At 72.4% G+C, this 19,073-nt stretch carries 18 protein-coding genes and 1 pseudogene; 10 read left to right on the top strand and 9 right to left on the bottom strand.

Annotation, left to right across the window (positions count from 1 at the left end; translation table 11 throughout):
• Positions 1–31: 31 nt before the first annotated feature.
• From mrf to AMY39116_RS0315185, 4 genes are read left to right on the top strand one after another with little or no spacing between them, the layout of a single operon-like run.
• Positions 32–1,258 carry a ribosome hibernation factor-recruiting GTPase MRF gene (mrf, locus tag AMY39116_RS0315170; RefSeq protein ID WP_020418488.1) on the top strand — a complete coding sequence of 409 codons (1,227 nt, stop codon included), beginning with the start codon at positions 32–34 and terminating at the stop codon, positions 1,256–1,258.
• Positions 1,255–1,503 (top strand): type B 50S ribosomal protein L31, encoded by a 249-nt coding sequence (locus tag AMY39116_RS0315175; RefSeq protein WP_017988074.1) that lies wholly within the window; start codon positions 1,255–1,257, stop codon positions 1,501–1,503. The genes mrf and AMY39116_RS0315175 overlap by 4 nt, the downstream gene beginning before the upstream one ends.
• A complete protein-coding gene (rpmF, locus tag AMY39116_RS0315180) occupies positions 1,503–1,661 on the top strand; it encodes a 50S ribosomal protein L32 (RefSeq protein ID WP_020418489.1) in 159 nt (52 codons plus the stop codon). Before AMY39116_RS0315175 ends, rpmF begins: the two co-directional genes overlap by 1 nt.
• Positions 1,658–2,713, top strand: a complete 1,056-nt coding sequence (locus tag AMY39116_RS0315185; protein ID WP_020418490.1) for a GTP-binding protein — start codon at positions 1,658–1,660, stop codon at positions 2,711–2,713. The genes rpmF and AMY39116_RS0315185 overlap by 4 nt, the downstream gene beginning before the upstream one ends.
• On the opposite strand, the gene AMY39116_RS0315190 is transcribed toward AMY39116_RS0315185, so the two are convergent.
• The 5 genes and pseudogenes from AMY39116_RS0315190 to AMY39116_RS0315210 all read right to left on the bottom strand — a co-directional run bounded on the left by AMY39116_RS0315190 (position 2,710) and on the right by AMY39116_RS0315210 (position 9,800).
• Positions 2,710–4,131: an aminotransferase class V-fold PLP-dependent enzyme gene (locus AMY39116_RS0315190; protein WP_027935941.1), complete on the bottom strand. Its 1,422-nt coding sequence runs from the start codon at positions 4,129–4,131 to the stop codon at positions 2,710–2,712. The two genes, AMY39116_RS0315185 and AMY39116_RS0315190, sit on opposite strands and share 4 nt — an antisense overlap.
• Positions 4,128–5,429 carry an MFS transporter gene (locus tag AMY39116_RS0315195; protein WP_020418492.1) on the bottom strand — a complete coding sequence of 434 codons (1,302 nt, stop codon included), beginning with the start codon at positions 5,427–5,429 and terminating at the stop codon, positions 4,128–4,130. The genes AMY39116_RS0315190 and AMY39116_RS0315195 overlap by 4 nt, the downstream gene beginning before the upstream one ends.
• A gap of 79 nt (positions 5,430–5,508) precedes the next feature.
• Positions 5,509–7,522, bottom strand: a pseudogene (locus AMY39116_RS42885) (neutral/alkaline ceramidase).
• 332 nt (positions 7,523–7,854) lie between these two features.
• Positions 7,855–8,880: an LLM class F420-dependent oxidoreductase gene (locus tag AMY39116_RS0315205; protein WP_020418494.1), complete on the bottom strand. Its 1,026-nt coding sequence runs from the start codon at positions 8,878–8,880 to the stop codon at positions 7,855–7,857.
• Positions 8,877–9,800 (bottom strand): oxygenase MpaB family protein, encoded by a 924-nt coding sequence (locus tag AMY39116_RS0315210; RefSeq protein ID WP_020418495.1) that lies wholly within the window; start codon positions 9,798–9,800, stop codon positions 8,877–8,879. Before AMY39116_RS0315210 ends, AMY39116_RS0315205 begins: the two co-directional genes overlap by 4 nt.
• 48 nt (positions 9,801–9,848) lie before the next feature.
• Between AMY39116_RS0315210 and AMY39116_RS0315215 the strand changes: the two genes are divergently transcribed.
• Positions 9,849–10,439, top strand: a complete 591-nt coding sequence (locus AMY39116_RS0315215) for a TetR/AcrR family transcriptional regulator (protein ID WP_020418496.1) — start codon at positions 9,849–9,851, stop codon at positions 10,437–10,439.
• On the opposite strand, the gene dmpG is transcribed toward AMY39116_RS0315215, so the two are convergent.
• Positions 10,436–11,458 carry a 4-hydroxy-2-oxovalerate aldolase gene (gene dmpG / locus AMY39116_RS0315220; protein WP_020418497.1) on the bottom strand — a complete coding sequence of 341 codons (1,023 nt, stop codon included), beginning with the start codon at positions 11,456–11,458 and terminating at the stop codon, positions 10,436–10,438. The genes AMY39116_RS0315215 and dmpG overlap by 4 nt on opposite strands.
• A complete protein-coding gene (locus tag AMY39116_RS0315225; RefSeq protein WP_020418498.1) occupies positions 11,455–12,366 on the bottom strand; it encodes an acetaldehyde dehydrogenase (acetylating) in 912 nt (303 codons plus the stop codon). The genes dmpG and AMY39116_RS0315225 overlap by 4 nt, the downstream gene beginning before the upstream one ends.
• Positions 12,367–12,424: 58 nt before the next feature.
• On the opposite strand from AMY39116_RS0315225, the gene AMY39116_RS0315230 reads away from it, so the two are divergent.
• The gene (locus AMY39116_RS0315230) at positions 12,425–13,171 is read left to right on the top strand and encodes an IclR family transcriptional regulator (RefSeq protein WP_027935942.1); all 747 of its coding nucleotides are present in this window, start codon (positions 12,425–12,427) and stop codon (positions 13,169–13,171) included.
• A gap of 121 nt (positions 13,172–13,292) precedes the next feature.
• Positions 13,293–13,757 carry a hypothetical protein gene (locus AMY39116_RS0315235; RefSeq protein ID WP_235716133.1) on the top strand — a complete coding sequence of 155 codons (465 nt, stop codon included), beginning with the start codon at positions 13,293–13,295 and terminating at the stop codon, positions 13,755–13,757.
• 32 nt (positions 13,758–13,789) lie between these two features.
• On the opposite strand, the gene folP is transcribed toward AMY39116_RS0315235, so the two are convergent.
• Complete coding sequence (gene folP, locus AMY39116_RS0315240) at positions 13,790–14,602, bottom strand: dihydropteroate synthase (RefSeq protein WP_051123536.1); 813 nt, start codon at positions 14,600–14,602, stop codon at positions 13,790–13,792.
• A 145-nt stretch (positions 14,603–14,747) separates the two neighbouring features.
• On the opposite strand from folP, the gene AMY39116_RS0315245 reads away from it, so the two are divergent.
• On the top strand, positions 14,748–15,374 hold the full coding sequence (locus AMY39116_RS0315245) for a TetR/AcrR family transcriptional regulator (protein WP_020418502.1): 627 nt from the start codon (positions 14,748–14,750) through the stop codon (positions 15,372–15,374).
• 138 nt (positions 15,375–15,512) lie between these two features.
• Here the strand turns inward: AMY39116_RS0315245 and rpsA are convergent, their stop codons facing one another.
• On the bottom strand, positions 15,513–17,009 hold the full coding sequence (gene rpsA, locus AMY39116_RS0315250) for a 30S ribosomal protein S1 (protein ID WP_017988058.1): 1,497 nt from the start codon (positions 17,007–17,009) through the stop codon (positions 15,513–15,515).
• A gap of 273 nt (positions 17,010–17,282) precedes the next feature.
• On the opposite strand from rpsA, the gene AMY39116_RS0315255 reads away from it, so the two are divergent.
• Positions 17,283–18,152 (top strand): class I SAM-dependent methyltransferase, encoded by an 870-nt coding sequence (locus AMY39116_RS0315255; RefSeq protein ID WP_020418503.1) that lies wholly within the window; start codon positions 17,283–17,285, stop codon positions 18,150–18,152.
• On the top strand, positions 18,143–19,066 hold the full coding sequence (locus AMY39116_RS0315260) for a GNAT family N-acetyltransferase (protein ID WP_020418504.1): 924 nt from the start codon (positions 18,143–18,145) through the stop codon (positions 19,064–19,066). The genes AMY39116_RS0315255 and AMY39116_RS0315260 overlap by 10 nt, the downstream gene beginning before the upstream one ends.
• The last annotated feature ends 7 nt before the right edge of the window (positions 19,067–19,073 follow it).

Here is a 19,073-nt window from a genome sequence, read left to right on the forward strand (position 1 = left end):
TCGATTTTCATTATCACCTACTCTACAACGCGTGGATCCCGAAACGACCGGCACCACCCGGGTGCCCCTCACCCTGATCAGCGGCCTCGTCCCGGCGGCCACCGCGGACCTCGCCGAACAGGCCCGCGCGGCCCGGCCCGGCACCGCGGTCGTGCACCACGACCTGCGCGAGATCCGCGGCGGCGTCGTGCGGCGGCGGCTGCGGCTGGGCGACCGCGACGAGACGGCCGTCCTGGAACTCGCGCACGGCTGCGTGTCCTGCACGCTGCGGGAGGACCTGCTCCCGCTGCTGCGCCGCCTCGCCGGCACGCCCGGCGTGCGGCACATCGTGGTGCGGCTGGACGAGGCGATGGAGCCGGAACCGGTCTGCTGGGCGATCCGGCACGTCCTCGTCGGCGACCGGCCGGTGAGCGACTTCGTGGCGATCGACGGCGTGCACACGGTGCTGGACCGCGGCTCCTGGCTGGCCGACGCGACCGGCGACGACACCCTGGAGGAGCGCGGGCTGCAGGCCAGTCAGGACGACGAGCGCACGGTCGCGCAGGTCGCGTTGTCTCAGGCCGAGTTCGCCGACGTGCTCGTGCTGACCGGCACGGCCGACGCCTGGACCGACGCGAAGACCGCGGCCGTCCTCGACCGGGTCGCCCCGGCGGCTCTCCGCACCTCGCGCCTGGCCGACGTGCCCCCGGACGCGCGGCGCGGCGAGGTGACCGACATGCACGGCCCGCTGCTGCACGGCGAGCCCCCACTGGGCGCGGACTGCGGTGTCGCGACGCTGCTGTTCACCGCGCAGCGCCCGTTCCACCCGGAACGCCTGCACGACGCGCTGGACGTGCTGCTCGACGGGGTGGTGCGGACCCGCGGCCGGGTGTGGGTGGCCAGCCAGCCGGACATGGCGCTGTGGCTGGAGTCCGCGGGCGGCGGCCTCGGGGTCGGGCACGCCGGGCCGTGGCTGGACGCGCCGGACGGTCCGGCGTGGACGGACGTGTCGCCGGAGCGGCGGACGCTGGCGTCGCTGCGCTGGCACCCGGTGTTCGGCGACCGGGCCTCGGAGATCTTCGTCGTCACCGATCAGGCCACGCCGGCCGAGATCGAGGAGGCCCTGTCCGGCGCGCTGCTCACCGACGCCGAGCTCGCGGCCGGGCAGCGGGAGTGGCTGACCTACGACGACCCGTTCGGCGCCTGGCACGAGGAGCCGTGCGAAGAAACCGACGAGACGCAGGACGTGAACGTCACGTCCGGAACGGAGAAGCAGTGAAACCCGGCATCCACCCCGACTACCACCCGGTGGTGTTCCAGGACACCGCGACCGGGGACGCGTTCCTGACGCGCTCGACGATCACCTCGGACAAGACGATCGAGTGGAGCGACGGCAACACGTACCCGCTCGTGCTCGTCGACGTCAGCGCGTGGTCGCACCCGTTCTGGACGGGCGCGCGCCGGATCATGGACACCGCGGGCCAGGTGGAGAAGTTCCACCGCCGTTACGGAAGGCGGAAGTGATGGCCGTTCCCAAGCGCAAGATGTCCCGCAGCAACACCCGCCACCGCCGCGCCCAGTGGAAGGCCGTGAAGCCGGACCTGGTGCCGGTGGTGATCGACGGCAAGGAGCAGCTCGTGCCGCGCAAGCTGCTCGGGCACTTCCACCGGCTGGCACGGTGACGCTCCCGGTCACCGTCCTGTCCGGGTTCCTCGGCGCCGGCAAGACGACGCTGCTCAACCACGTGCTGGGCAACACCGAAGGCACGCGGGTCGCCGTGATCGTCAACGACATGAGCGAGGTCAACATCGACGCCGCGCTCGTCCGCACGCGAGAGCGCCTGGTCGAGATGACCAACGGGTGCATCTGCTGCACCCTGCGGGACGACCTGCTGGAGGAGGTGGGCCGGCTCTGCGACGAGGGCCGGTTCGACCACGTGCTGATCGAGTCGAGCGGGATCTCCGAGCCGATGCCGGTCGCGGCGACGTTCACGTTCCTGCCGCGGGCGCGGCTGGACACCATGGTGACGGTGGTGGACGCGGTGAACTTCGCCCGCGAGCTGGACACCGGGGACGGCCTTGCCGAGCGGTCGCTGGACCAGTACGAGGGCGACGAGCGGACCGTCAGCGACCTGCTGATCGACCAGGTCGAGTTCGCCGACGTGCTGCTGCTGAACAAGACCGACCTCGTCGGCGAGGACGACCTGGTCCGGCTGGAGGCGCTGCTGCGGCGGCTCAACCCGGCGGCGGAGGTGATCCGCGCCGGCTTCGGGAAGGTGCCGGTGCGGGAGGTGCTCGGGACCGGCCGCTACGACCTGGAGCGGGCTCAGCAGGCGCCCGGCTGGGTGGCGGAGCTGAACGGCGACCACATGCCGGAGACCGAGGAGTACGGCATCTCCAGCGTCGTGTTCCGGGCCGCGCGGCCGTTCGCGCCGGAGCGGCTGTGGTCGTTCGTGACGCGGGACCTGGACTCCGGCCGGTTCGGGAAGGTGCTGCGCTCCAAGGGGTTCTTCGCGCTCGCGTCCCGTCCCGGGGTGGTGGGTCTGTGGTCGCAGGCCGGGTCGGTGGCGCGGTTCGAACCGCAGGGCAGCGGGCCGGCGCGGCAGGAACTGGTGTTCATCGGGACGGACCTGGACCACGCGGCGCTGACGGCCGCGCTGGAGAGCTGCCTCGGCGAGGAGGCCGGCCCAGACCCGTTCCCCGCGTGGGAGCTGCACGACCACGCGGCGCACTAGCCCGGCCGGTACAGCATCCCGAGGAACTCGCGCAGCAGCCGTTCCCGCAGGGCCGGGGCAGCGGCGCCGAGCAGGGCGTTGATCCCGGCCATCCGGTCCGGCAACCCCGCGCCGCCGCCCATGCCCGCGGCGGTGAGCAGGCCCTCGAACTGCTCGCCGGTCAGCGTGTCCGGGTCCAGCGCGGCGACGAACGCGGCCACGTTCTCGTCCACCGTCACCGGCCCGGCCTCCCGGGCGGCGGCGACCGAGGCGGCGAGGTCGGCGAGGAATCCGGCCTCGCCGCCCCGGTTCGCGGCCGTGACCGTGAGGTGCAGGTTCACCGGCGAGGACCCGTGCGCGAACTGCGGCTGCACGTACCAGCCGCGGACCCGCATCTCGTCGGCGACCGTGAACAGGTCGAAGCCGTCGTCGTCGGCGGTGAGCGCGATCAGGGTCGAGTCCGGTTCGGCGAGCAGCCGCAGCCCGTCGATGCTCCGGATGCCCTCGGCGATGGCCGTCACCGCGGCCAGGGTCTGCCGGGCGAGTTCGGAGTAGCCGTCGTCGCCGAGGTGCTGCACCACGGCCCACGCGGCGGCGAGCGGGCCACCGGAGCGGGTGGACTGGATGGTGCTGTTGAGCATCGTGTATCCGGGCCAGTCGGCGCTGGCGAAGTAGTGCCCGCGCCGCAGCTCAGCGTCGGCGTGCAGCAGCACCGACACGCCCTTGGGGCAGTACGCGTATTTGTGCAGGTCGACCGAGACGCTGGTCACGCCCTCGACGCCGAACCCGAACTCGGGCACCGGCCTGCCGAGACGGCGGAAGTACGGCAGGACCCAGCCGCCGATGCAGGCGTCCACGTGCATCCGCACCCCGCGCGCGGCGGCCGCGGCGGCGATCGGCGCGACCGGGTCGATCACGCCGTGCGCGTAGGACGGGGCGCTGGCGACCACGAGCACCGTCGTGTCGTCGATCGCCGCGGCCATGGCGTCCGGATCGGCGCGGAAGGTGACCGGGTCGACCGGCACGACGACCGGCCGCACCCGGAACAGGTGGGCGGCCTTGTGGAAGGCGGCGTGCGCGGTCGAGGGCAGCACCACGCTCGGCTCGGCGACGCCGGGGCGGCCCTCGCGCGCGGCGAGCACCGCGAGCAGGCACGACTCGGTGCCGCCGGAGGTCACCGCCCCGACCGTGGACGGCGTGCCGCCCACCAGGCGTGCGGTGGCGGCGACGAGGTCGTTCTCCAGGCGGCGCAGGCTCGGGAACGCGGTCGGGTCGAGGCCGTTGGCGGAGGAGGCGAGTGCGTGCGCCTGCGCGGCCAGTTCGTCCACACCGGTCAGTCCGCTGTCGTAGACGTAGGCCAGGGTGCGGCCGCCGTGGGTGGGCAGGTCGCCGTCCCGCAGCTCCCGCAGCTGGGCGAGCACCTCACGGGCGGGCCTCATCGCGGCTCCAGGATCGAGCGGCGCAGCAGCGGCAGGCCCGCCAGCACGAGGATCCCGGGCAGCAACGCGAACCCGAGCAGGATCGCGGTGACCGCGCTGCCCGGCTGCGCCGCGGAGGCGTCCACACTGGACACGTACCCGCCCGCGGTCAGCACCAGCCCGAACAGGCCCGGACCCAGCGCCAGGCCGAGCGTCTCCGACGCGGTCCACACCCCGGCGGTGATGCCGGCCCTGGTGGCGCCGGTGCGCTCCTCCTCGGCGCTGATCAAGTCGGGCAGGATCGCCAGCGGGAACACCTGGATCCCGGCGTAGCCGACCCCGGCGAGCGCGACGAACACGAACGACACGCCGACCGGCAGCACCAGCGCCGCGCACAGGCCCGCGCACGCGACGCCGAAGGCGATGCACGCGAACCGGAAGCCCGTCAGCTTGCCCCAGCGCGCGCCGATGCGCGGCCACAGCGGCATGGTGACCAGCGCGGGCAGCACGAACCCGACGAACAGGTACGTCTGCAGGTCCGCGTCGCCGAACACGTACCGGGACGCGTAGTTGACCCCGGCCAGCAGCGTGGCCAGGCCGAGCGACTGGACGAAGTAGACGCCCAGCAGCCACCGGAAGGCGCGCCACTGGCGCATCGTGGCGAGCAGCTCGCGCCAGCCGGGCGTCGGCGGGCGCAGGTTGCCCACCGGCGCGCCCCGGGTGCCGAGGAACACCGCGATGGTGCCGAGCACCATGATCGCGCCCATCACGATCCCCATGACGCGGTAGCCGCTGACGCCGCCGACCTGGTTGGTGATCTCGGGGGCGCCGCCGCCGGAGACCAGGATCGCGATCGCGAGCAGGCCGATGCGCCAGCTGGTCAGGCGGGTGCGCTCGTGGTAGTTGTCCGTCAACTCGGCGGGCAGCGCGTTGTAGGGCACCTGGAAGAAGGCGAACGCGGTGGCGCAGAGGAAGAACGCGAGCACCACGTACCCGGCGTCCAGCGGGGTGCTGCCGAACCCGGGGTGGGCGAAGATCGCGGCGAACAGCACCGCGACGCCGAGCCCGCCGAACAGCAGGAACGGGCGCCTGCTCCCCCGGCGGTTCAGGCTCGCGTCGGACAGCCGCCCGGCGACCGGGTTGAACAGCACGTCCCACGCCTTGGGCACGAGCACGATGGCCCCGGCGACCGCGCCCGGCACCGCCATCGTGTCGGTGAGGTAGGGCAACAGCAGCAGGCCGGGCACCGTGCCGAACGCGCCGGTGACGAACGACCCGGCGGAGTAGCCGAGCCTGGTCTTGGCCGGTAGGGCGACCATGGTCCTCCGATCTGCACCCGGTGATCGCCCGCATCGTGTCATCGATCACGGCCCGGGGAGCGCCCGGGGCGCGAATTCGTCATGAGACGACGAACGCGCGGGAGGCGCCGGTGAAGGGCGTGATCGTGCCGTCCAGGGATTTCGCGTCGCCGGAGTGGACCACCCGGTACTTGCCGACCGGGGTGTCCGGCGGGATGTCCCAGGTGATCGTCGCCGTGGACTCGGCCAGGAAGGTGCGCCGCCACCGGTACTTGGTGGCCCAGTCGCCGTCGTCGGCGTGGCGGACCCAGGTGCCGCCGTCCAGGCGCTGGACCTCCAGGAACGTCCCGTTCCGGTGCAGGTCGTTCTTCGGGTGGCCGGTGACGAACTCGACCAGCACCTGCTCGCCGCGTCGGTAGCTGCCGCGCGCCTCGGTGAGCATGTCGCCGAACCGCTTGAGCAGCGGCGGCGAGTCCACCACCACGCCGGGCTGGAAGTTGAGCTGATCACCGGACAGGTCACGCGGCTGCGGGCCGCGCGGGACGCTCGCCCCGTCCCGCATCGCGGCCGCGAGCCGGGCGAACTCCTGCTGGTAGGCGGGCAGCGTGTAGCGGCCGAAGAGCGTGGACGCGCCCTCGTACTGCTGCGAGTCGTACTCCTCGGGGGTCGTGACGTACTGGCTGTAGGCGTTGGCGTAGCCCTGCATGATCACGTTCTCCAGCGGCACGCCCAGCTCGGCGGCGACGGTGCGGCGGATGCGCAGCCCGGCGACGATCGTGTACTCGGCCGGCCCGGCGACGAGGTGGAGCTGCCCGAGCCGCAGGATCTGCAGCGGCAGCACCTCAGGCGCCCACGGGTGGGGCTTCATCGCGCCGAACGGCACCGCGATCACCTTCGGCGCGTGCGCGTCGGCCAGCGCCTGCGGGATCGGCGCGTCCATCCCGCCGAGCGCATCGATGAAGGGGTTGCGGACACCCTCGGGCAGCGGGAGCCCGGGGCCGTCCTCGGTGCTGCCGGCGAGCATCGACACGCCGATCGCCGCGGTGGCCGTGGTGCGCTGCCGCCCGTCCGGGGTGTAGCGGCCGTCCACGGTCACGCGGGACATGTCCACGTAGCAGAAGCGGAAGTCCAGCGGCCCGGTGACGGCGGTAGTGGCGTCGTCGAAGGCGGCTTTCGCGGCGGTGAACTGGCGTTCGCCGATGATGCGGGTGTTCTCGAACTCGTCCTCGGTCGGGCCGGAGCCGGGCTTGAGGTTGAGGTTCGGGGACATGTCGCCGGAGTTGGTCTGCGGGAAGCAGGCGACGAACTCCGGTGCGCCGTCGAGGTAGCGGGTGCCGCGGCCGTGTTCCCAGGCGTAGGCGGCGTAGCCCTTGTTGTCGCCGCTGATCAGCTTGTTCGCGTTGGTCATCGAGGTGCCGTGCGTGGCGAACCAGGCGATGGCGCCGACGTCGCGGCCGCCCTGGCGGAACCGCAGCACGGTGACGGCCGGGTCGATGGCGAGCGGGAAGTGGTCCTTGTCGGCCCGCGGGTTGAGCTCGAAGGCGGTGCGGGAGCGGTTGACGCTGGCGTCGGTGAGCTCGGTCCGGCCGAGGCTGATCGTGCCCGGCGCGAGGTTGCCGTGCGCCTGCTGGATGGCCTCGGTGATGCCGTCGACCTGGGCGTCGTAGGTCTGCCGCTGGAAGCCCAGGATGGACAGGTTGTAGGCGGCGTACCAGGACGACCCGCCGCAGCCCGCGTGCGTGTGCGTGGCGTTGAGCAGCACGTTCTGCTCGGTGTAGAGGTCGCCGTACCGCTCGGCGAGGCGGGCCAGCACCCCTTGGTGCACGGACTGGAACAACGCGCCGACGTCGGCGTTGGCGAACACGATCCGGCGGCCACCGGGGTTCGGCGACGATGTAGGCGCGGGCGCGGGTGCGCTGGTGGATGCCGGCGGTCTGCTGCTGCGGCATGGAGTAGCCCATCATGCCGCACTCCGCCGCGGGCCCGGTGACGTCGGAGATGCCGACGCCCACGAGATAGCCCTGCTGCGCGGCCGCCTGCGGGGTGGCGAGCACTCCCGCGGCGAGCGGCGCGGCAGCCGCCCCGGCCAGGACGGTCCTGCGGCTCACCGGCATCGGCGGCCTCCCTCCAGACGTGAAGCCCTTTCAGGTTTTTCGGAGCCTAGAGGAGTCCGCCCAGCACTGCCAACCCTTCGATCGGGTGGGTTCAAAGCGCGGCACCACACCGCCATCCGGCAACGAACCGCAACCAAGCCCCCGAGCCACCCCTCTCCCGCAACCCGATCCCCAGCCAAATCGGTTGCCGAGCCACCGGGTCAAGCCACGCTTTCCCGGCTTGACGCGGTGTCTCGGCAACCGAACACTGAAAGATCGGGTTCGGGACGGCTTCTTTCATCCGGGCGTAGCGAAGCGAAGCCCGGCGCCCTCACCACCCGCGTAGCGAAAACCTAAGAAAGCACCTCGGCGATCCGCCGCAGGGTCCCCGCGTCCCCACGCAGCAGCAACGTCGTCACCACGGTCTCCTCCCAGGCGGCCAGTTCCGCCCGGATCTTCTCCGGCGGCCCGATCAGCGAGGTGTCCTCGACCAGCGACGTGGGGATCGCCGCGGTGGCTTCGGCCTTGCGCCCGGCGAGGTAGAGCTCCTGCACCTTCTCCGCGACGTCGGCGTACCCGAGCCGGGCGAACACGTCCTTGTGGAAGTTGACCTGCTTGGCCCCCATGCCGCCGATGTAGAGGGCCAGCGACGGCTTGATGAACCCGGCCGCGGTCTCCACGTCGTCGTGCACGATGACCGGCACCGAGGCGGCCACCTCGAAGTCGGCCTGCGTGTGCCGGGCGCCCGGGCGCGCGAAGCCCTCGGCGAGCGCCTCCCGGTAGAACGCGTCGCTCTTCGGGGAGAAGAACAGCGGCAGCCAGCCGTCGCAGATCTCGGCCGCCAGCGCGACGTTCTTCGGCCCCTCCGCCGCCAGGTAGATGGGGATTTCCGGGCGCAGCGGGTGCACTGTGGACTTCAGCGGCTTGCCCAGCCCCGTCCCGTCCTTCAGCGGCAGCTGGTACTGCTCGCCGTCGAAGGTCACCGGCTCCCGCCGGGCCACCACCCGGCGCACGATCTCCACGTACTCCCGCGTCCGGGCCAGCGGCCGCGGGTAGGGCTGCCCGTACCAGCCCTCCACCACCTGCGGCCCGGACGCGCCGAGGCCGAGGATGAACCGGCCGCCGGAGAGGTGGTCCAGGGTCATCGCGGCCATGGCGGTGGCGGTCGGGGTGCGGGCCGACATCTGGACGATGTCGGTGCCGAGCTTGACCCGCGAGGTCGCCGCGCCCCACCAGGCCAGCGGGGTCAGCGCGTCCGAGCCGTACCCCTCGGCCGTCCACACCGAGTCGAACCCCAGCTCCTCCGCGGCGCGGATCGCGTCGAGCGCGCCCTCCGGCGGACCGGAGGACCAGTAACCGATGTGATAGCCGAGCTTCACGACACCTCCCGGGGAACGTAATGGGTGGGACTGTCCCGTTCGGACAGCGGCGGCAGGTTGCGGGCCGGCGTCTCCACCAGCGGGGCGTCCGCCGGGACCTCGCCGCGCGCCCGCCGCCACGCCGCCCTGGCGCGCGGGTGGTAGCGGCGGTCGTGCGGCACGAACCGGAACGCGAGCCCGATCGCGCGGCCGGCCAGCCGGTGCAGCACCTCGTTCCGGCGCGACCAGGAGTAACCCAGCCGCTCGCGCACCGCCGGGTGGTACAGACCGACGGTCCACCACACGAACGACTTCGCGATCACCACGCGCGACAACCGCCAGACCGGGTCCGGCATCCACGACACGAACGGCGGCTTCGCGATGCCGGCGATGTCCAGCACGTCCCTGGTGGCCTTGTTGTCCTCCAGGACCTCGGTGCACATGTGGTCCCAGTAGGCCTGGAACTCCTCCCACGAGCCCGGCACCGGCCGCATGCTCAGCCCGTAGAGCCGGTACCACTGGACGTGCTCGTCGAACAGCCGCCGCTTGTCGGCCTCGCTCAGCCCGCCCATCATCCGCTCCGCCGCGACGACGGTGAGCATGAAGAACGTCGAGTGCGCCCAGTAGAACGTGCCCGGGTTCAGCGCGTGGTAGCGGCGGCCGCGGGCATCCACGCCGTGGATCGTCTCGTGGTACCCACGCACCGCGCGAGCGGTCTCGGCCGCGCGCGGGCCGTCGTAGACCACGCCGCCGATCGGGTAGAGCGAGCGGAACAACCGCTCCCACCGCTCGGCGAAGAACCGCGAGTGCTCCTCCACCCCCGCGCCGAGTTCCGGGTGCATGTTCTGCATGGATCCTGCCCACAGTGCCATGAGCAGGGTCCGCCAGTCGCCGAAGTACTTCCACGTCAGGGAATCGGGGCCCAGGGGCTGCGGTGCCATGATCCGAACGCTACAATTGACAACACCTGTAGTCAATTGTGAGGGCGGATGGCGGAGAAGACCTGGGCGGGCACGACCCTGAGCGACCGCCGGGCGGCCCGGCGTGCCCAGCTGCTCGACGCCGGGCTGGACCTGCTCGGCACCGAGGGCAGCGCGGCGGTGACGGTGCGGGCGGTGTGCCGGCACGCGAAGCTCACCGAACGGTACTTCTACGAGAGCTTCACCGACCGCGAGGAACTGGTGGTCGCGGTCTACGAGCAGGTCGCCGCCGAGGCCCACCGCGCCATCGCCGGCGCGGTGCCGGACAGCCGCCGCGCCCCGGCCCAGCGGGCCGAGGCCGCGGTCACCGCGTTCGTCGAGCTGATGCTGGACGATCCACGCAAGGGCCGGGTCCTGCTGCTGGCGCCGATCACCGACCCGGCCCTGTCCGCACGCGGAATGGCGCTGCTGCCGGCCTTCGCCGGGCTGATCCGCGAGCAGCTGCCCGCGCGCATGGACGCGCTGGAGAAGCAGCTGACCGCGATCGGCCTCGTCGGCGCGCTGACCCACCTGTTCACCGCCTACCTGTCCGGCACCCCCGAGATGCCCCGGGAACGCCTGGTCGAGCACTGCGTGCGCCTGCTCGTGCGGTCGTCCTAAGCGGACTCGCGCTCCGCCACCAGTTGCAACGCGATGTCGATGATCATGTCCTCCTGACCGCCGACGTAGCGCTTCTCCCCCACGCGGTAGAGGATTTCGTGCGCGGGCACCTGGTAGCGCTCCGCGGCGCGCTCGGCGTGCAGCAGGAAGCTGGAGTACACCCCGGCGAAGCCCTGCACGATCGACGACCGGTCCATCACCGGCAGCCGCGTGATGAACGGCTTCACCACGTTCTCCGCGGCGTCCATCAGCACGTCCTTGTCCACACCGGTCTCGACGCCGAGCCGCTCGAACACCGCGGCCAGCACCTCGGTCGGCGAGTTGCCCGCGCCCGCGCCGAGCGCCACGAGCGAACCGTCGATCTGCTTCGCACCGGCCCGGTGGGCGAGCACCGAGTTCGCGACGCCGAAGCTGAGGTTCTGGTGGCCGTGGTAGCCCACCTGCGCCGCGTCGCCGAACTCCGCGACCAGCGCGGCCACCCGGTCGGCGGCCTCCTCCAGGATCAGCGCCCCGGCGGAGTCCACGACGTACACGCACTGGCAGCCGGCGTCGACCATGATCCGACCCTGCTTCGCCAGCGCCTCCGGCGTGGCCATGTGCGACAGCATGAGGAACCCGACGGTCTCCAGCCCGAGCCTGCGCGCCTCGGTGAAGTGCTGGATGGACACGTCCGCCTCGGTGCAGTGCGTGGCGATCCGCACCGCGCCCGCGCCGAGGTCGGCGGCGGCCTCCAGGTCGGCGACCGTGCCGAGGCCGGGCAGCAGCAGCACCGCGATCTTGGCCTGCTTGGCCTCCTCGACGGCCGCGGCGATCAGCTTCCGCTCGTCCACCAGCGAGAAGCCGTAGTTGAAGGTCGACCCGCCGAGCCCGTCGCCGTGGGTCACCTCGATCAGCGAGATCCCCGCCGCGTCGAGCGCCCGCACGGTGTCCCGCACGTTCTCCTCGGTGAACTGGTGCGCCATGGCGTGGCTGCCGTCGCGCAGGCTCGTGTCGACGAGCCGCACCTCCCGCTCGGTCATGCCGGCACCTCCTGAGTCCGGTTCGCGGCCAGCAGCTCGCCGACACGGGCGGCCGCGGCGGTCATGATGTCCAGGTTCCCGGCGTAGGGCGGCAGGTAGTCGCCGTTGCCGGCGACCTCCAGGAACACCGCCACCCTGGCGCGGCCCTGCCAGCCCGGCCGCGGGTCGTCGAACTGCGGCGCCGCCTTGAGCGTGTAGCCGGGCACGTACTCCTGCACGTCGGCGACCATCCGCTCGACGGAGGCGGTGATCGCGTCGCGGTCGGCGTCCGGCGAGATCGCGCAGAACACCGTGTCGCGCATGATGAGCGGCGGTTCGACCGGGTTGATGATGATGATCGCCTTGCCCTGCGCGGCGCCGCCGACGATCTCCAGGCCGCGCGCGGTGGTCTGGGTGAACTCGTCGATGTTGGCGCGCGTGCCCGGACCCGCCGACCGCGACGACACCGACGCGACGATCTCGGCGTAGGGCACCTCGGTCACGCGGGCGACGGCGTGCACGATCGGGATCGTGGCCTGGCCGCCGCAGGTGATCATGTTGAAGTTCGCGGCGCCCAGCTGGTCCGGCAGGTCCACCGCGGGGCAGGTGAACGGCCCGACGGCGGCCGGGGTCAGGTCGACGGCCTGGATGCCGGCCTCGGCGTAGCGCGGCGCGTTGGCCAGGTGGGCCTTGGCGGAGGTGGCCTCGAAGACGATGTCCGGCAGCTCGTCGCGAGACAGCAGCCAGTCCACTCCTTCGGCCGAGGTCTCCACGCCCAGCGCGGCCGCGCGCTTCAGGCCGTCCGAAGCCGGGTCCACCCCGACCATGTACGCGACCTCGATGTGCTCGCTGCGCCGCAGCTTGACGAGCAGATCGGTGCCGATGTTGCCGGGTCCGACGATCGCGGCCCGTGCCTTCCGGGTGCTCATGCGCCCTCCTTCCGGGGTCGGCTCCACGGTGCGCCCCGGAGTGCGGCACACTCAACGCATGTGTGCCGCTGAGCGGGACGACGGGATGACCGCCGCCCGGATCGCCGCGCTGCTCGGCGCGTTCCGGCCGGGCGATCAGGCGCTGGGCGCGTCCGAACTCGCGCGCCGCACCGGCCTGCCGAAGTCGTCGGTGCACCGGCTGACCGGGCACCTGGTCACGCACGGACTGCTGGAACGGGACGGCACCGCGGTGCGGCTCGGGCTGCGGCTGTTCGAGATCGGGCAGCTCGCCGGGCGCGAACGCGGGCTCGTCGACGCCGCCCGCCCCTACCTGGCCGATCTGCGCGAAGCCACCCGCAACACGGTGCACCTCGCGGTACTGGAAGGCACCGAGGTGGTGTACCTCGACATCGTGCGCGGCCCGGACGCGCCCGCCCTGCCCTCGCGCATCGGCGGCCGGTTTCCCGCGCACGCCACCGCGGTGGGCAAGGCGATCCTGGCGCACTCCCCCGCGTCCGTGCTGGACACCGTGCTGGCGGCCGGCCTGACCAGGGTCGGCCCGCGCACGATCACCGCGCCCGGGCTGCTGCGGCGGCAGCTGACCCGGATCCGCGACGAGGGGGTCGCCTACGAGCGGGAGGAATCCGGGGTGGGCGTAACCTGTGCAGCCAGTCCAGTGCTCGGCGCGACCGGCCGGGCACGGGCCGCGATTTCGATCTCGGGCTGGAGCAACCGGGTCCGGGTCGAGCGCGTCTCTCCAGCGGTGCGCACGGCGGCTCTCGCTTTGTCGCGAGCCTTGCCGTAGGGTCTCGCGCACCAGCGGGGATGATCGACAGGTACGGTCTCGTGGCGCTCGCCGGGCCACGGGGATGTTAGGGAGGATTGGCGTGACCACCGCGACCACCCAGGTAGACGACCTTCGGCTCGTGGCTGCACCGACCGCCGTCAGCTGCGCCGAGATGTTCGTCCGTTTCGCCCTCCTGGAGTGGAAACTGCGGCCACTGGCCGACGACGCGGCGACCGTCATCCGGCACCTGGTGCGGTCCTCGGTGGAAGGGGCGGACCGGCGATCGCCCCGCTTCCTGACCGTCCGGTTGCGCCTGCACCGCGACGTCGTGGTCGTCGAACTCGACGACGACCGCCCCGGCGAACCCCCCGAGCTGCCCGGCTGGACCATCAACACCGTCGCCCTGCCCGGCGGGCACCGCACGGCCTGGTGCGAGCTGCCGTTGCCGGCCGGCCTGACCGGGGCCCTCCCGACGCGCTCCCCGCACCGCATGCCCAGCCCGGCGACCGAGTACCCGGCCGAGGAGCCGTTGCCGGAGCCGGAGTTCCTGGACTCGCAGATCCTGCAGCGCGTGCTGCACGGGCTCAACGGCTCCGCGCGATAGCGCTTTCCGCCGTCCGCCGTCCGGCGCCCGGCTCAGGCCAGGCCGCGCACCGCCTGAGCCGGTGGGCGCTCCCCCGCGATCGTCGCCACCATCTCCAGCACGCGGCGCGTCTGCTGGACCTCGTGCACCCGGAACACCTGTGCGCCGTCCCTGGCCGCGAGCGCGGTGGCGGCCAGCGTGCCGTCCAGCCGTTCGGTGACGCCGGCGCCGAGGGTCTCCCCCACGAAGTCCTTGTTGGACAGTGCCATGAGGACGGGCCAGCCGGTCGCGGTCAGCTCGCTCGCGTGCCGCAGCAGGGCGAGGCTGTGCCAGGTGTTCTTGCCGAAGTCGTGCGTCGGGTCGATCAGGACCCCGCCGCGGGGCACGCCGAGCGCCACGACCTCCTCGGCCCGGCGGGTGATCTCCTCGATCACCTGGCCGACGACGTCCTCGTAGCGGACGCGGAACGGGCGCGTGCGCGGCACCGCTCCCCCGGTGTGCGAGCACACGTACCCGGCGCCGAACTCGGCCGCGACCTCCGCCAGCCGCGGGTCGGCGCCCGCCCAGGTGTCGTTGAGCAGGTCAGCCCCGGCCTCGCAGGCCAGGCGCCCGACCTCGTGCCGCCAGGTGTCCACGCTGATCACCAGGCCCGGGTGCCGCCGCCGGATCTCCGCGACGAACGGCACCACCCGGCGGGTCTCCTCGTCGACCCCGACGTCGCTGCCGGGGCCCGCCTTGACCCCGCCGATGTCCACGATGTCCGCGCCCTCCGCGACGGCCCGGTCGACGGCCGCCAGCGCGTCCGGGTCCGCGAAGGACGCGCCCCGGTCGTAGAACGAGTCGGGCGTGCGGTTCACGATCGCCATCACGAGCGCGCGGTCGGCGACGACGCGCCGCCCGCGGAAGACCAAGTCGACTGCCACGACTTCATCATGCCTGCCGTGGCGGGGGCGCGATAACGCGCGTTATGCCCTAAGTTGCTTCCAGGAGAGCGAAGGGGGTGCGCGGCGGATGGCCACCCGACACGGCCACGGCGACAGCCACAGCAGGGAACGCTTCCTGCAGGCCGCGCTGACGGTTCTCCTCAAGCAGGGCGTGGCCGGGCTGACGGTGCGCAGCGTCGCCGAGGCGGCCGGCACGTCGACGATCGGGGTCTACACGCGCTTCGGCGGCCGCAACGGGGTTCTGGACGCCTTGTACGAGCGCACTTTCGAGATGCTGCACGAGGAGTTCCGGGCGGTGCCGCCGGTTTCCGGCGATCCGGCAGCGGGGATCCTCGCGCTGGCCCGCGCCTACCGCCGGTTCGCGCTGGACAGCCCGGCGCGGTACGCGTTCATGTTCGAGCAGTCGGTGCCCGGGTTCGACCCGGACCCGGACCTGCGGGCGTTCGCGCAGCGGAGCAGCTTCGACCTGCTGGTGGACCGCGTGGCGCCGGTGACGCCGCCCGGCCGCGACCCGAACGTCACCGGATACCTGATCTGGACCACGATGCACGGGCTGGTGAGCGTCGAGCTGACGCACCGCGCGCGCAACCCGCCGCCGAAGTGGTTCATCGAGACCACCGACGACGCCTACGACGAGGTGTTCGGATCCGGCATCCGCGCGATGATCAACGGGCTGGACCTCGAACTCGCCTGAGGCGGCAGCCGAACGGCCGACGGAACCCGTTGTCCAGCGCCACACCGGCAACGAGCGCCGGGTCGGCCCCGGGAACGACCGTGGCCCCCGGTCCAAGCAGGACCGGGGGCCACGGATCAGTCACTCAGCCGCGAGGGCTCACGCACCGCCCGAGAGCTTCTCGCGCAGAGCCGCGAGCTGCTCGTCGCTGGCGAGGGTGCCGCCGCTGCGCTGCTCCGAGCCGCCGCCGGTCGAGCTGTAGTTCTGCTCGCCGCCGCCGACCGGACCACCGGTGGCCTCCTCGGCCGCCGCCTGGGCGCTGGCCTCGGCAGCCTTGGCGATCTGCCGCATGTGGGCCTCGTAGCGGGCGTGCGCCTCGGCGTACTGGCGCTCCCACTCCTCACGCTGCTTGTCGTAGCCTTCCTGCCACTCCTGCGTGTCGGGGTCGAAGCCCTCGGGGTAGATGTAGTTGCCCTGGTCGTCGTACTCGGCGGCCATGCCGTACTGCGTCGGGTCGAACTCGGTGTCGGTGGTGAAGCCCTCGTTCGCCTGCTTCAGCGACAGCGAGATCCGGCGGCGCTCCAGGTCGATGTCGATGACCTTGACCATGACCTCGGTGCCGACCTGCACGACCTGCTCCGGGATCTCCACGTGGCGCTCGGCCAGCTCGGAGATGTGCACCAGGCCCTCGATGCCCTCCTCGACGCGGACGAACGCGCCGAACGGGACGAGCTTGGTGACCTTGCCCGGCACGATCTGGCCGATCGCGTGGGTGCGGGCGAACTGGCGCCACGGGTCTTCCTGGGTCGCCTTCAGCGACAGGGACACGCGCTCGCGGTCCATGTCGACGTCCAGCACCTCGACGGTGACCTCCTGGCCGACCTCGACGACCTCGGACGGGTGGTCGATGTGCTTCCAGGACAGCTCCGAGACGTGCACCAGACCGTCGACGCCGCCGAGGTCGACGAACGCGCCGAAGTTGACGATCGAGGACACGACGCCCTTGCGGACCTGGCCCTTGGCGAGCGCGTTGAGGAACTCGCTGCGGACCTCGGACTGGGTCTGCTCGAGGTAGGCCCGGCGGGACAGGACCACGTTGTTGCGGTTCTTGTCCAGCTCGATGATCTTCGCCTCGAGCTCGCGGCCGACGTAGGGCTGCAGGTCGCGCACGCGGCGCATCTCCACCAGGGAGGCGGGCAGGAAGCCCCGCAGGCCGATGTCGAGGATCAGGCCGCCCTTGACGACCTCGATGACGGTGCCCTTGACGGGCTCGTCCTTCTCCTTGAGCTCCTCGATCGTGCCCCAGGCGCGCTCGTACTGGGCGCGCTTCTTGGACAGGATCAGCCGGCCTTCCTTGTCCTCCTTCTGGAGAACGAGGGCCTCGACCTCGTCACCGACGCTGACGACCTCGCCGGGATCGACATCGTGCTTGATGGACAGCTCACGCGAGGGGATGACGCCCTCGGTCTTGTAACCGATGTCGAGCAGCACCTCGTCGCGGTCGACCTTGACGATGGTGCCCTCAACGATATCGCCGTCGTTGAAGTACTTGATCGTCTTGTCGATCGCGGCGAGGAAGTCTTCCTCCGACCCGATGTCGTTGACGGCGACCTGGGCGGCGCCGGACGTCGGGGCGGTGGTGGTGTCGGTGGTCATTAGGTGGGTTGCTCCGGTTGGTTTACGGCTCGAGTAGGTTTGCAGTTTGCGCGCGCGGTGAGCGTGCGACGGCAACCATGAGCAAACGTTCACAACGGAACGGCCGCGGAGCATCACCGCCGACGGTGCGCGACCCGGAACCCGGCTCAGCTCTGCCGAGTGGAAGGTAGCGCGAACCCACTGCGCTAGAGATATCGTACGCGGCCGCCCACGCGCGGCACAAACAGGGTCGCCCGCACGGACGCGGCGGGGCTGACCGGTGAGAATACCGGTGTGACGACGGCGGCAGACGACAACGGCGGCGACCTCGACCCGGACCGGCACGCCCGCGCCGAACACCGGCTCGGCACGGTCGGCGTGGCGCACCGGGAGGTGACCGCGGACGAGGCGACGGCGGCCAACCTGGCCTGGTGGGACGCCGACGCCGACGACTACCAGGCCACCCACGGCGGCTTCCTCGGCGACGCGGACTTCGTGTGGTGCCCGGAGGGCGTGCGCGAGGCCGACGCCCGGCTGCTCGGCGACGTGCGCGGCCGCCGCGTGGCCGAGATCGGGTGCGGCCAGGCGGCGTGCTCGCGCTGGCTGGCCACGGCGGGCGCGCACCCGGTCGGGCTCGACCTGTCGGCCGGGATGCTCCGGCACGCCCGCGCGGGCGCGGCGCGCACCGGGATCGAGGTCCCGCTGGTCCAGGCGACGGCCGAGCGGCTGCCGCTGGCGGACGGCAGCGTCGACGTGGCCTGCTCGGCGTTCGGCGCGCTGCCCTTCGTGGCCTCGATCGAGACCGTGTTCGCCGAGGTGCGCCGGGTGCTGCGGCCGGGCGGGCCGTGGGTGTTCGCGGTGACCCACCCGATCCGCTGGATCTTCCCGGACGACCCGGGTCCGGCCGGGCTGACCGCGAGCCAGCCGTACTTCGACCGCACCCCCTACGTGGAGGTCGACGGGGACGGGAAGGCGACCTACGTGGAGTACCACCGCACGGTGGGCGACTACGTGCGGGCGCTGGCGGCCACCGGGTTCGCGCTGGAGGACCTGATCGAGCCGGAGTGGCCGGCCGGGCACACCCGGGTGTGGGGCCAGTGGAGCCCGCTGCGGGGCAAGCTCTTCCCGGGCACGGCGATCTTCCGGGCGCGCGCGTGCCCGTGAGCGCGGCGCTGCTGTCCGCGCAGCGGGCCCGGTTCAGCGCGCTGGACCCGCTGCTGCCGCCCGCCGCGCCACCGCCGGAGGGCGAGGTGCTGACCGCGGCCACCGCGGACGGCACCCGCGTCACCGGGGTGGTCCAGGTCCAGCGGCACCAGCCGGGCGCGTTCGACCTGCTGTGGTCGGCCGCGCAGGTGTGGCAGCTGTTCCCGTGCGTCGGGGATACCGGGACCGCGGGCATGGACGCGCTGCTGCGCGCCTGGCGGCGCCGGATGGACCGGGAGTCGCCCGGCGCGGACTCGTCGTGCACGGTGACCTGGCCGAGCCGGGACGCCGAGGCGGTGCGCGCGTTCCTCGACCACGGCCTGGTGCCGCTGTCCGTGCTCGCGGTTCGCACCGGCCCGCCGGAGGAGCACCCGCCCCCGCCGGGCGTGACGATCCGCCGCGCGCGGCCGGAGGACCTCGAGGAGGTCGTGGCGCTGTCGATGGCCACGTTCCGCTACTCCAGCCTGGTCGCCGGGCCGTGGCGGCCGGGCACCGCGGAGCTGATCACGCCGCGGCTGGAGCGCAACCTCGCCGCGGACGCGCCGGTCTGGCTCGCCGAACGGGACGGCGTCGCCGTCGCGCTGGCCGACTGCGGGTGGGTCGAGTCGGCGCCCGGGTCGTGGGCCGCCGAGTTGCTGCCCGCCGGGCAGTGGGGTTACGTCAACAACGTGGCGACCAGCGAGCACGCGCGCGGCGAAGGCATCGGCCGGGCGCTGCTGAGCCGGGTGCACCGCGAGTTCGCCGACCTCGGCGCCCAGGCAACCTACCTCTACTACAACCCGGCCAACCCGCTGTCCTCGGTGTTCTGGCCGCGTCAGGGGTACCGGCCGCTGTGGTCGTACTGGGAGGTCCGGCCCGCGTCCGCGCTGCGCTGACCCCCGA

Source organism: Amycolatopsis sp. ATCC 39116, assembly GCF_000231075.2.
In the GTDB taxonomy this organism is placed as follows: Bacteria; Actinomycetota; Actinomycetes; order Mycobacteriales; family Pseudonocardiaceae; genus Amycolatopsis_E; species Amycolatopsis_E tucumanensis.